Consider the following 12,646-nt stretch of genomic DNA (forward strand, 5'->3'; position numbering starts at 1 on the left):
ACTATGAATGTGCTGGTGATCGGCGGCGGAGGCCGCGAACATGCCATCGTCGATGCGCTGTCGCGTTCGGCGAAGGTCGGCAAGATCTACTGCGCTCCGGGCAATGCGGGCATTGCCCGGCAGGCGGAGTGCGTCTCGATCCGCGAGACTGCGGTGGAGGAGTTGCGTGATTTTGCGCTGGAGAAGGGGATCGGTCTGACGGTCGTAGGTCCCGAAGTGGCTCTGGCGGCGGGGGTTGTCGACTGCTTCCGCAAGGCGGGGCTGCGGATCTTCGGCCCCACGAAGGCCGCCGCGCGGATCGAATCCTCGAAGGAGTTTGCCAAGGAGTTGATGGCCAAATACGGCATTCCGACGGCCGGTTTCCGGGCCTTCACGGAGTACGGTGCGGCGCGTGACTACGTGGCTGGCCGTTCGTTCCCGGCGGTGCTGAAGTACGACGGTCTGGCCGCCGGCAAGGGGGTGGTGATCGCCCGGACGATGGAGGAGGCCGACGCCGCGCTGAAGGATATGCTGCTCGATGACAAGTTCGGCGAGGGCAAGGTCGTCATTGAGGATTACCTCGAAGGTCCGGAGTTCTCGTTCATGTGCTTCGTTTCGGGCCGCCGCGTGTGGCCGATGGCGCTGGCGCAGGACCACAAGCGGGCCTACGACGGCGACAAGGGCCCCAATACGGGCGGCATGGGGGCCTACTCCCCGCTGCCGTTCATCACGCCGGAGGACGAGCGTTTCGCGCTGGAGCGGATCCTGCAGCCGGTGGCCGATGCGATGGTGGACGAAGGGTGCCCGTTCGAAGGGGTTCTGTACGGCGGTCTGATGAAGACGGCGCAGGGAATCAAGGTCATCGAGTTCAACGCCCGCTTCGGCGACCCCGAGACGGAGGTGGTGCTGCCGCGTCTGAAGAGCGACATCGTCGATATCTTCTGCGCCGTGGCCGAGGGGCTCGATACGCAGTTGGAGTGGCACGACTTCGCGACGCTGGGCATCGTCCTGGCCTCGAAGGGCTACCCCGGAAGCTATGAAAAGGGCCACGAGATCAAGGGGCTGGATCGCGTCGAGGGAACGGTCTACCACATGGGAACGAAGGCCGACGGCGGACGGATTCTGACCAACGGCGGACGGATTCTGACCAACGGCGGACGGGTGCTGTTCGTCGTCGGACGCGGGGCCACGCTGGCCGAGGCCCGCGTGGCGGCGCTGCGCGACGTGGCGCGCATCGAGTGCGACAACCTCTTCCACCGGACTGATATCGGCCATTGGGCATTTGACAAATAGAAACGGTAAAATAAAAGTATGATAATTAGCGGAAAGGAACTGTCGGCCAAACTGAAGGCCGAAATGGCCGAGCAGGTGAAGAGTTTCCCGGCCAAATACGGGCGCGTGCCCCATCTGGTGGTGATTCTCGTGGGGGATAACCCGGCGAGTGTGAGTTATGTGACGGGCAAGGCGAAGGCGTCGGAGGCGGTGGGAATCCGCAACACGACGATCCGCAAGCCCGAGTCGATTACGGAGGCCGAGTTGCTGGACATCATCTCGGCGCTGAACCTCGACGACGGGGTGGACGGCATTCTGGTGCAGCTGCCCCTGCCCAAGCACATCGACGAGAGCAAGGTGATCGAGGCGATCGACAAGTCGAAGGATGTGGATGGCTTCCATCCGCTGAATGTGGCGGCGCTGTGGCAGAAACAGCCTTGTACGCTGCCCTGCACGCCGAAGGGAATCATCAAGATGCTGAAGGTTGCCGGGGTGGAGATCGCCGGCAAACGGGCCGTCGTCATCGGCCGTAGCAACATCGTCGGACTGCCCGTCTCGAAGCTGCTGCTGGACGAGAACGCCACGGTAACCATTGCCCACAGCCGTACGCGCAATCTCGGCGAGGTGACGCGCGAGGCGGAGATTCTTGTAGTGGCCATCGGACGCCCGAAGTTCGTGACGGCCGATATGGTGGCCGACGGGGCGGTGGTGATCGACGTGGGTGTGAACCGCGACCCGGAGACGGGCAAGCTGTGCGGCGACGTCGACTTTGCCGCCATCGAGCCCAAGGCCTCGGTCATCACGCCGGTGCCGGGTGGTGTCGGTCCGATGACGATCTGCTGTCTGATGGAGAACACGATCGAGTGTTTCCTCAAGCGCCGCAAATAGCCCGGGGCGAATAAGGGGGGGGAGAGAACAAGTAACCCAGGGAGGTGAGAGAGTCCGGAGTGAAAGAGAACCTGGGGTGAGCGAGCCCGGAGAGGAGGTGAGCTCCGTTGGGAAAGAGCGGCCCCGTGTGCCTTGCTTCGTCCCGAAGAGGATCTCTTGTGAAGAGGAGAAAGAGAGGGCGAATGTGTCTTGCTCCGCCCCGGATCAGGCATGGAGAGGGTGCACTCCCCGAACCGTATATGGAAAAGTCCGGAACCGGTAAGGTTCCGGACTTTTTTGTGCCGGTGTGGCGCTCTGCTATTTGCGATAGGTGGCTGTGAGGGTCTCGGGCAGCGGAGCCGACGCATCGCGCCGCCAGATCATGGCCCGGTCGGTGGCCGCATCACCCGTTCCGAAGTCGAATCCGTCCTCCGAGACGAACGTCACGAGCGTCTCTTCGGCAAGTCCGAACCCTGCGTAGAAGTCGCGGAGCCACTCCTTGCCGGGGGTTGGGATCAGGAAGGCCGCCGCATTGCCGCGCTCCTCGATGAGCGCCATGGCCTGCCGCATGAGCTGCGAGGCCAGACCGCGGTGACGGTGGCTCCCGGCCGTGGCAACGCCATAGATGTAGGTCGTGGGCCCGAACTCCGTGTCGAAGGGGAGCAGATGGAGCATGGCCACCGTGCGCCCCTCCTCCTCGATGGTCAGGGTCCGGTGCCGCGAGTAGTAACGGATCAGGAACGAGTCGACGAAATCGTCGTCGTCGCCGAAGGCCTCCTGCCACAACTGCTTGCAGGCCAGTTCGTCGGGATGGAGGTGGATGGCCATGAACTTGTGCTGCAGGAAGGCCGGATGGTAGGAGAGTTTGGCGCGCCGGAGCCCTTCGAGACCGAGGTCCTCCTCGCGGTTGATGAGCGTGAATCGCTCGGGAAGGTGCTCGGCGAAAAGCTTGTTGATGATCGTGAAGGCGCCGTCGTACTCCGTGTCGGCCTTCTCCATGTGGGTGTCGAAGGTGTGGTCGTTGACCGCCGAACCGAAGGTGAAGGCCACCAGCCGGTCGCCGACATAGATACAGCCGCCGATAAGCCCCAGTTCGTCGAAGTGTTCGAATCCCCGTTGCATGGCCCGCTGTTCGGCACTCAGCTCCGAGGTGTGGCCCGTGTGCTCCTTCCGCCAGACGCGTTCGAGCGTCATGCACTCGGCCGACCGTTCGGGTGTCAGTACTTCGTAGCGGTAGTTGGGGTATTCGGCCATGAAGCGGTTGATGTGGTTGCGCTTGGGCTGGTAGCGGCGGCCCGGGAGGTCGCGCAGATCCGAGGCGTTGTAGACATAGTCTTCGAGGGCGCGATCCGACTCGAAGGCGAACTCGCCGGGGTGCATGCGGCGGATCATCTCACGCCCCTCGTCCGTCAGGCCGATAATGCGCAGCCGCTGCCCGTGGGCGTGGGCATCCTCGCGCAGCAGCGGGATGATCGGCCCGAAATCGCCCTCGCCGACCGGCTGCATGTAGCCGATGCGGGGTCCGCCGTCGATCTGGAAACGGATGACCAGAAAGCCCTCGATCTCGGCCCACGCGCTGTGATAGACCTCCTGCCAGCAGTACATGTTGGCAAAGGCCAGGTCGCAGTTGCAGATGCCCGACGGCATCGTGTGGCGCTCGATGACGCTGCGGTCCTCGAGACGCACGGGGTGGAATTCAATCATGAACCGTGTAATTCTTGTTTTCGATATGCTGGTAGTACTGCTGCAGCAGGGCCTGAAATCCCCGGCGCAGCGAATCGACCGTAGGCGCCGCCGCCGGATCGTTTGCCGCCGGATCGTTTGCCGCCGGATCGTTTGCCGCCGCCGGGACGGACGGGTTCTCCGCGTCCGCCGTGTCAGCCGGAGCGGTGACTGCCGTCGTGTCAGCACCTGCCGGGGCCAGCTCGACGGGTCGCACTCCGGCCGGGACTCCCGCATCGTTGAGCAGCAGGGCGCCGCGGTCGGTCAGGGCGCGGAACTCGCCGTCGTAGCTCACCGACCAGCGCGGACGCCGGGGTTCGTTGAGCACGTCTCGACCGAATGCGAAGTAGGGCTTGCGGTTGCCGATCAGCCCCAGCAGGGTCGGCATCAGGTCGAGCTGTTGGGTGATCTCCCCGACCTCGCCGCGCAGGACGCCGTCGGGCGTATGGATGAAGGCCAGGATGTGCATGTTGCCGGGGTAGGAGCGGGTCCGGTCGGCAAATTTCTCCGAAGAGACGTGGTCGGCCACGAAGACAAAGATCGTGCGGCGGAACCACTCCTCGTTCTGGAAGCGTTCGTAGAAGTGACGGAAGGCCAGATCGTCGTACGCCACGCCCGGGTGGATCTTCGTGTAACCCTGCGGCAGCATTGCGGCATACTGCTCTGGGACGACGAACGGATGGTGCGACGAGAGGGTGAAGAGCGTGGCGAAGAAGGGTTCGGGCATTGCCGCGAGCTCCTCGCCCATGAATTGCAGGAATGGCTCGTCCCAGATGCCCCAGTAGCCGTCGAAATCGCCGGTTCCGTGTCGCTCCTCGTAATCCTCGCGGCTGACGAGGCGCTCGACCCCGGCCGAACGGGCGTAGGCCCCGAATCCCATCGAGCCGCGCTCCGAACCGCAGAAGAAGGCGGTCGAGTAGCCCTCATCGGCCAGCATGGCCGGCAGCTGGCGGCTCTCGCCGAGCGATTGCGGCATCAGTACGAAGGGGGTGCGGAACGAGGGAATGCTTCCCAGCACGGAGGGCATGGCCTGAATCGAGCGCGTGCCGTTGGCATACATCCGGCGGAAGGTCAGCCCCTGACGCATCAGCGAGTCGAGGAACGGCGTGAAGCCCTTCTGCGGCAGATTGGCGTAGATTTCGGGGCAGAGGTGGGCCGAGTGTTCGGCCGACATGCTTTCGAGAATGAAGACGACGATGTTCCGGCGTCCCAGATCGACGGCCGTAGAGTCGGCCGGCTGGTGGACGGGGGTGAAGCGCTGTGGCAGCTCCTCGTCCGAGAAGTAGCGGGGAAACTGGACGCTGGATGAACTTCCGGCCGTGCGCAGGATGCAGAACGGATTGCTCAGAATGAGGTTGGCCTTGGCGCTCTCCGAGGTGTAGAGCGTGGCGTTCGAGAGGGTGATGGGCCGCGTCATGCGGGTCATGCCGCCGCGCATGCCGGCGATGCTCAACCCGGCGGCCACGGCCAGCAGCACCACTCCGCCGGTGTAGTAGGGCCAGCCGCGGCGCAGCAGACTCTCCTCGTGTACCCGGCGGCGGTAGCCCCAGGCCAGCAGGGCCGTGAGCGCGGCCCAAAGGAGGACGAGGTGCCAGTTTTCGGCCATGAACTTCCCGACGAGCTGCAGCGAGTTGTCGTTGTCGGCGAAGAAGATCTCGTCGGCCGTGAAGCGTTTCTGCGTATAGCGGAAGTAGACCGTATCGGCGAGGTTCGCGGCCACGACGAACAGCGAATTGACCGCGACGTAGTAGCCGAACATCACGCCCCGGTACCAGCGGCGTTCACGCACATGGAGGGGCAGCAGCGACAGCAGGATGAACAGTCCGTCGGCGTAGACCACCGACGAGGTGTCGAACTTCAGCGCTCCGGCCAGCAGCTGGCCGATCTCTCCGCCCGTCAGAGGGCCGATCAGCGCGGCGTTGTAGAGGTAGAAGACCGTGCGGCAGACGAACAGCACGATATAAAGCAGGAGAATCCGCCACACCAGCATACCCGGCGGTGTGCGGATCAGTCGGGGAACCCGTGTCGGACGGTCAGTCGTTCGCTCCATCGTATTCTGTTCTCAGTCCGGATGAGGGCGGGCCCTCTTTCCGGCAGTTCAATCGCTCGTTTCTCTCCTCTTCTTTTCCTTCTCTTCGCTCACTCGCAATCCTCTCCTCCTTCTCCTCGTTTCCTGCCCTCTCTTGTGCCTCTCTTGTGCTTCTCTTCTCCTCTTCCTCTCTCCTGTGTGCCTTTCCGTGGCGTCTCTCTTCAGCAGGCTTTTTTTTCTTTTCTTTTTTTTTCTCCCCCCCCCTCTCTTGGGGCCCCGGGCTATTCGCAGGCCTTGAGCGACATGTCGAGCGAGCGGATCTGGTGGGTCAGCGCTCCGACGGAGATGAAGTCCACGCCGCATTCGGCGTACTGGCGCAATGTCTCGAGGGTGATGCCGCCGCTGGATTCGGTTTCGCATCGTCCGGCGACCTTTTCGACAGCGCGGCGCGTCATCTCGGGCGTGAAGTTGTCGAACATGATGCGGTCGACGCCTCCCGCGGCGAAGACCTCGTCGATGTCCTCCAGCGTGCGGACCTCGCATTCGATCGGGAGATTCTTGTCGTGGGCCTTGAGGTACTCGCGGGCGCCGGTGATGGCCTTGCGGATACCGCCGGCGAAGTCGATGTGGTTGTCCTTCAGCAGGATCATGTCGAAGAGCCCCATGCGGTGGTTTTCGCCGCCTCCGAACTTGACGGCCATCTTGTCCAGCACGCGCATGCCGGGTGTCGTCTTGCGCGTGTCGAGGACTTTGGTGTGGAGCCCTTCGAGCCGCTTGACATAGACGGCCGTCTGGGTGGCCACGCCGCTCATGCGCTGCATGATGTTCAGAACGATGCGCTCGGCCTGCAGCAGCGAGCGCAGGCGTCCCGAGACGTAGAAGGCCACGTCGCCGGGCTTCACGCGGTCGCCGTCCTGCAGCACCTGTTCGAAGTGCATCTCGGGGTCGAGGCGGTGGAGGACGATCTGCGCGATCTCGATACCGGCGATCACCCCCTCCTGCTTGCACAAGAGGCGCATGCGTCCGTGTTCGTCGGCGGGGATGCAGCAGAGCGACGTGTGGTCGCCGTCGCCGATATCCTCCTTGATGCAGAGTTCGATCAGTTCGTCCACAAAGGGTCTGTATTCGGGTTTCATCTTTCGTGCTTGTTTAATGGTTTTGCCTGCAAAGTTAACACTTCGCAGGCAAACTCCATCCCCGTGAGGACTATTTTTTTACCAGCAGGAGCCCTTCGTACTCCATGCGGTAGCTTCCGAGCTTGGGCACGCTGCAGGTGAAGGCCATGCGGCAGACGATGTCGTTGACCGATCCCTCGACGCCGGTAAGCGTGTAGGCGGGCATGTCCTGGTAGCTGTAACCGCCGCCCACCTGATTCGGGAGCCGGACCTGCGGTATGAGGCTCTCCGACGAGAAGGAGAGCGAAGCTCCCTCGCCTCCGGTGTAGGGGATGCGGAAGATGCGCATATCCAGTTGAGGCATCTTTTCGGCAAAACGCGTCTGGTGCATGTAGATGACCAGCGTCTCGCCGCCGCCGGCGAATTCGAACCAGGCTTCCGGGTCTGTGAAGACGTTGCCCTCCGAATCGGTCACCTTGGCTGTTCCGTAGAAGTGCATGTTCCGTCCGGAGTAGATGCCATTCACAATCTCGGGGTTGCTCGAGGCGTACTGGATTCCTTCGTCGGCATCGTCGTTGCAGGCAGCCAGCGCAAGGGCCGCCAGGCTCATCATCAGCAGTTTTTTCAGCATGTCATTGAAAGTTTAGGGTGAATGTGACGCCGAAGGTCCGGGGTCGTCCGCGCTGGACGAACTCGTGCCCTATCGACTTGAAATAGAATACGTTGTAGGCTGATCCCGTGAGGTTGCGGCCCCACACGCCGATCGACCAGCGGCGGTGTTCGAGCCGTACGGAGGCATTCATCAGTGCGTAGAAGGGCTCCGTGAGCGAATTCTGCTCGTTCCACGCAATGGGGCCCGCCCCCTGGACGCCGGCCTCGACGACCACGTCGCCCAGCCACTCGACGCCCGTCGGACGGCTCCACGTGGCGCGGGCCGCGAAGGTGTGCTCCGGGGCATAGGGGACGCGCCGCCCGGCGTAGTCCTCCACACCGCTGCGGTAGCGCACGAAGCGGGCGTCGGTGTATCCGTAGTTGAGGTTCAGGTCGAAATCCTTGCAGGGCGAGACCTGCAGCGAGAGCTCGGCACCGCGGCTGCGCGAACGTCCGGCGTTGGCCATCATGCGGCCCGTGGCCTGCCCTTCGGGGAAGACGGTCAGCTGCTGGTCGCTCACCTCGATCCAGAAGAGGGCGAAGTCGCCCCGCACGGCGCCGTCCAGACACGAGAAGTGGCCGCCCAGTTCGAAGTTCCAGCTGTACTCCGGACGGTAGGACATCCGCTCCGGATCCACCTCGGGGATGCCCGAGACCATCGCCCCCTGGAGCTTCTCCTGCAGAATGTCGGAGAACATCTGCGTGTTGAAGCCTCCGGCCTTGTAGCCGCGTGCGATCGAGAGGTAGAGGTTGCGCATCGGGTCGAAGGCGTACAGCGCCGTCACCTTCGGAAGCACCTCGAGGTAGGAGTGGGCCAGCCGGTCGCGGTCGTCGATTGCGATCCGTTGCGGGGAGAGCTCCCCGCCGTTGATGCTAAGCCGGTAGTCCAGATCGGCGCGGCTGCGGTAGCTCATCCGCGTGCGTTCGAAGTCGGCCCGCACTCCGGCCGTCAGTAGCCACCGCCCCAGTTGGAGTCGCGATTCGTGATAGAGGGCCGCGCCCCACGTCGGCGTGCGGAACTCCGACGAGAGCAGCAGTTCGTCGGCGTCGATCGTGTAGTAGAGGACCTCGGGCGACGTGTTGGCATTGTCGAGGATCAGCCGCTCGATGCCCGTGCGCTTGAAGGTCACCGGGGCGTCCATCCGTTGGTTGCGGTAGAATCCGAAGGCGCCGAAGAGCCATCCGTAACGCTCCGTGCCGCGCGAACGGATGACGAGATCCTCCGTCAGGGCGTGTTCGCGGATGGCCTGCCGCAGCGTGAAGTAGGAGAGCGGCGTGAAGTCCTGATCGAGCGTCATGGCGTCGTCGAGGTACTGGTAGCTGGTGATCGACGAGAGGCTGTAGCGCGGGGCGTCGTAGCGCAGCGTCAGCCCGTCGCTCAGCGACGTGCGCAGGTAGCCGCTCGGGTCGTTGTAGGCGATCTGTCCCGGGCGAAGCAGCGTCTCTCCCCCCTCGACGATCGGTTCGCCGGCGTAGGCATAGGGGTAGCCGCCTTGTTCGAGCCGGGCCGCGGAGAAGGTGTTGTCCAGCCGCAGTCCGCGGCCGTTGTCCCACTGCACGCGCCAGCGTCCGCCGGTCTGCCACTCCCAGTCGCACTTGCGGCCGCTCCAGTCGTTGGTGAAGAAGCCGTCCGAACGCGTGTAGAAGCCCGTCACGGAGAATCCTACGTCCTGCCGCGGCCGCCAGTAGGCCGAGGCCCGCAGTCGTAGCGTGTTGCCGCTGCCGTACTCGGCCAGGGTGCGCACCCCTTCGTACGTCAGGGGCGAGAGGGTGTAGACGTTCACGACGCCGCCCATCGTGTTGCGACCGTAGAGGGTCGACTGCGGGCCGCGCAGCACCTCGATGCGTTCGATGTCGGCCAACTCCGCATCGAATCCGTTCTTGTTGAGTACCGGCACGTTGTCGACGTTCATGCCGATGACCGGCTGGTCGATCCGCGCGCCGAGTCCCCGCACATAGACCGACGAGGTCATGCGCGAGCCGTAGTCCGGGACGTAGAAGTTGGGGGCTAGCGAGGAGATCTCCTTCAGCGCGGAGATGCCGCGGCGTTCGACGACGCGGCTGCCGAGGATCGACGACGCTACGGCCGTCGAGCGCAGCACGGGACCCTGCTTGATGGCCGTCACTTGCACGCGGTCGACGACGATCGTCGTGTCGGCCATCTCCGCATCGGGGCCCTCCGCCGCCACGGCGCGGTGCCCCGCCCCGAGAAGGATCGGGAGGATCAGCAGCGGAATGAGGTGTCTGTGGATCGGCATCGGGCAGTCGGATACTTTTTCAGCGGTTTTGCGATGCAAAGTAACGCTTTTCCGGCGAAAGCTGCAATCCTAATTTATGAGGAGCGGGTTGTTTCAGGATGCGGTGGTGCGCTGCCGGTGCGCTGTCAGCTCTCTGCCTGTCGGCCAAGGGCCCGGTCGTGGGTTTTGTTGCAGCGGTCAGTCGTGAGGACGGTTGCGGCGGTCGGTTGTGGGGTTCCTGTCGTGACGGTCGGTTGCGTCGTCGGTTGTCGTCGGCCGCGGCCCCCCCCCTTGTCAGATCTCGTCGGCGTCGACCAGCCCGGAGGTCAGCGCATAGACGGCCAGCCCGGCCACCGAGCGGATGCCGAGTTTCTCCATGATGTTGCGGCGGTGGGAGATGACCGTCGTCAGCCCGATACCCAGCCGGTCGGCGATCTCCTTGTTGATCAGCCCGCGGGCGATGAGCGTCAGCACCTCGGTTTCGCGTTCGGAGAGGGGCTGTGCGGCGGGTTCGCGGTCGCTGAGCGTGTGCTCGGGGCGCCGCACGTGCTGCTGCATGCGGACCAGCGCGTGGACGAACTCCTCCTCGTCGGTGTCGACGTCGAGTGCGTGCATCCCCGGACACGGGCTCCCGTGGGTCAGCACGATCGTGCGGTGGCAGCGTTCGCGGAAGAAGGCACTGTGGGCCCGGAAGACCGGAGCCGCGACAAAACAGTGAACATAGCGGTCGGGTCCCGCCTCGAGGTAGGCCTCGAAGGTGCGCAGCAGCTCGACCGAGGCCTGCGGAACCATCTTTTCGAGCATCGAACGCAGCCCCGCACCCACGAGGATGTTGGAGGTCAGGACGGCTATTGCGGGGGTCGGCTGCATGGCGTTATTCGTGGTGATAGGGTTCGTTGTTGAGGATCGTGAAGGCGCGGTAGATCTGTTCGGCGAAGATCGCCCGCACGATCTGGTGCGAAAAGGTCATGCGCGAGAGCGACAGCTTTGCATCGGCCCTCTCGTAGACCTCGTCGGAGAAGCCGTAGGGGCCCCCGATGACCAGTACGAGACGTTTGACGCCGCTGTTCAGCCGCTTCTGCAGCCACAGCGCAAACTCCACCGAGCGGTATTCGGTGCCCCGTTCGTCGAGCAGCGTGACATAGTCCCCGTCCGAGAGCTGGCGCAGGATGGCTTCACCCTCGGCCGTGCGCTGCTGCTTGATGCTCAGACTCTTCGTGTTGCGCACGTCGGGCAGTGTCGTTACGGCGAAACGGCAGTAGTGGTTCACCCGCCGGGCGTAGAGCTCGACCAGCGCGGCGACCTCCTTCGAGTCGGTCTTGCCGATCAGGATCAGTTCGATGTTCATGAAGCGTCAGAGGTCGCTGTTCCACTCGCCGTCGGCGTCGGAGTAGATCACCGGCCGCGACTTCTCCACCGACTTGAGCCACTCGTAGGCCTTGTACATGTTGTAGCCGTTTCCCGAGGGGCAGCCCAGGTCGTAGGCCACCACGCAGGTGAAGTTGCGCGAGCGGTAGTACATCGACTTGACGCGTTCGATGTACTCGTCGACCAGACGCGGATCGTTCGACGGCGTGCCGCCCACGCGGCGGTCATCGCGCTTCTCGGGGGCGTCGATCGCCGCACGGTCGATGACGTAGAGCCCCAGCTGGTCGCACAGTTCGTAGAACCACACGGGCTGCGGATAGCTCGGGCAGATCGTATTGTTTCCCTTGGCCTTCAGTGCCTTGAGCTCCGAAAGGGTCGTCTTGCGGTCGGCGGCGGCGTTGTATTGGGCCTTGACCAGCCGCAGCTCCTTGCCCAGCCGCATGAGTCGTCCGTCGACGAGTTCCGTCTTGCCGAATCCGATCTTCAGGGGCATGTACTCCTTGTAGACGCCGTTGCGGCGCGTGAAGAGCATCACGCTGTAGAGGGGCGGATTCTTGCTTCCGGCCTCCCACCTGTGCTCATAGGTGTGGTAGATCAGCGGCGTGTAGCGCACCGTATCGGTCGAACGGCCCGGGATGGTGATCTCGGTCATGTTGAACTCCTGCAGTTTGCCGTCCGGCGAGTAGATGTCGTACCCCACGGTGACGGGTTCGTCGTAATTGTAGGCGTTGCAGGCGATGATCTTCAGATCGAGCATGCCGAATTCGCGCCCCAGCGTGTCGGGGACCAGGGCGATCTCGAAGTCGGCGATCGAACGCCGGTTCTGGTAATAGAGGTAGCTGTTTTCGAAGAGCGGACGCTGCACTCCCTGGCCGTCGATCGCCAGGCGCCGGGCGTGCATCAGCACGCGGAACGAGTTGACCCCCTGTCGGACGTAGGGCGTCAGGTCGAACTCCGCGGGGGTCAGCGGATCGTTGACCTCGGCCACGGGCCGGTCGTTGAGCCACAGCGAGTAGCCGGCGCCCGTATTTTCGAGGTGGAGGAAGACGCGACCGTCGGTCCATTCGAACGGGATGTCGATTTTCGCGCCGTAGAAGGCGCTGATCTCGCCCTCGGAGCGGGTGATCAGTTCGGGACGGAACTCCATCCAGTAGCCTCCGGCCTGGCGGTTGCGGGCATCGGCGTCGTGGCGGGCGTTGTAGGGGACCACCTCGGTGCGGAAGATGCGGCCACCCTCGGCCAGGGGGCGGGCTGCGGATTCCTCCTGGGCAGCAGCCGTCAGCGTGCAGGCTGCCAGCGCAGCCGTCCATAACGTTCGTTTCATCGTATGCTGAGATAGATAAGCACGACAAAGGTACTTTTTTTTTGTCAAATCGCAAATAATGGCTAACTTTGGCAATTCGGAA

The 12,646-nt window shown here is 63.7% G+C and carries 10 protein-coding genes; 2 read left to right on the plus strand and 8 right to left on the minus strand.

All coding sequences use genetic code 11. The features are described from left to right. Nucleotides 1-3: 3 nt before the first annotated feature. Both purD and folD read left to right on the plus strand, forming a co-directional pair. Nucleotides 4-1,272 (plus strand): phosphoribosylamine--glycine ligase, encoded by a 1,269-nt coding sequence (gene purD / locus B5E60_RS03215; protein ID WP_087309444.1) that lies wholly within the window; start codon nt 4-6, stop codon nt 1,270-1,272. A gap of 18 nt (nt 1,273-1,290) precedes the next feature. Continuing rightward, a complete protein-coding gene (folD, locus tag B5E60_RS03220; protein WP_087309445.1) occupies nt 1,291-2,139 on the plus strand; it encodes a bifunctional methylenetetrahydrofolate dehydrogenase/methenyltetrahydrofolate cyclohydrolase FolD in 849 nt (282 codons plus the stop codon). Nucleotides 2,140-2,436: 297 nt separating this feature from the next. Here the strand turns inward: folD and B5E60_RS03225 are convergent, their stop codons facing one another. From B5E60_RS03225 to B5E60_RS03260, 8 genes are all read right to left on the minus strand, one after another. Next, complete coding sequence (locus tag B5E60_RS03225; RefSeq protein ID WP_087309446.1) at nt 2,437-3,822, minus strand: GNAT family N-acetyltransferase; 1,386 nt, start codon at nt 3,820-3,822, stop codon at nt 2,437-2,439. Then, entirely contained in the window at nt 3,815-5,890 is a 2,076-nt protein-coding gene (locus tag B5E60_RS03230) for an LTA synthase family protein (RefSeq protein WP_239403198.1), read from the minus strand. The genes B5E60_RS03225 and B5E60_RS03230 overlap by 8 nt, the downstream gene beginning before the upstream one ends. Before the next feature lie 260 nt (nt 5,891-6,150). Then, nucleotides 6,151-7,005: a carboxylating nicotinate-nucleotide diphosphorylase gene (gene nadC / locus B5E60_RS03235; RefSeq protein WP_087309447.1), complete on the minus strand. Its 855-nt coding sequence runs from the start codon at nt 7,003-7,005 to the stop codon at nt 6,151-6,153. A gap of 70 nt (nt 7,006-7,075) precedes the next feature. Further along, nucleotides 7,076-7,615 carry a hypothetical protein gene (locus tag B5E60_RS03240; protein WP_239403200.1) on the minus strand — a complete coding sequence of 180 codons (540 nt, stop codon included), beginning with the start codon at nt 7,613-7,615 and terminating at the stop codon, nt 7,076-7,078. Nucleotide 7,616: 1 nt separating this feature from the next. Further along, the gene (locus tag B5E60_RS03245; protein WP_087309448.1) at nt 7,617-9,893 is read right to left on the minus strand and encodes a TonB-dependent receptor; all 2,277 of its coding nucleotides are present in this window, start codon (nt 9,891-9,893) and stop codon (nt 7,617-7,619) included. Nucleotides 9,894-10,166: 273 nt separating this feature from the next. Next, the gene (locus B5E60_RS03250) at nt 10,167-10,742 is read right to left on the minus strand and encodes a helix-turn-helix transcriptional regulator (RefSeq protein WP_087309449.1); all 576 of its coding nucleotides are present in this window, start codon (nt 10,740-10,742) and stop codon (nt 10,167-10,169) included. A gap of 4 nt (nt 10,743-10,746) precedes the next feature. Then, nucleotides 10,747-11,220 carry a 23S rRNA (pseudouridine(1915)-N(3))-methyltransferase RlmH gene (gene rlmH, locus B5E60_RS03255; protein WP_087309450.1) on the minus strand — a complete coding sequence of 158 codons (474 nt, stop codon included), beginning with the start codon at nt 11,218-11,220 and terminating at the stop codon, nt 10,747-10,749. A gap of 6 nt (nt 11,221-11,226) precedes the next feature. Further along, nucleotides 11,227-12,564 carry a glycoside hydrolase family 2 TIM barrel-domain containing protein gene (locus B5E60_RS03260; RefSeq protein ID WP_087309451.1) on the minus strand — a complete coding sequence of 446 codons (1,338 nt, stop codon included), beginning with the start codon at nt 12,562-12,564 and terminating at the stop codon, nt 11,227-11,229. Nucleotides 12,565-12,646: the final 82 nt, after the last annotated feature.

The organism is Alistipes sp. An116 (genome assembly GCF_002161005.1).
Classification (GTDB): Bacteria; Bacteroidota; Bacteroidia; order Bacteroidales; family Rikenellaceae; genus Alistipes; species Alistipes megaguti.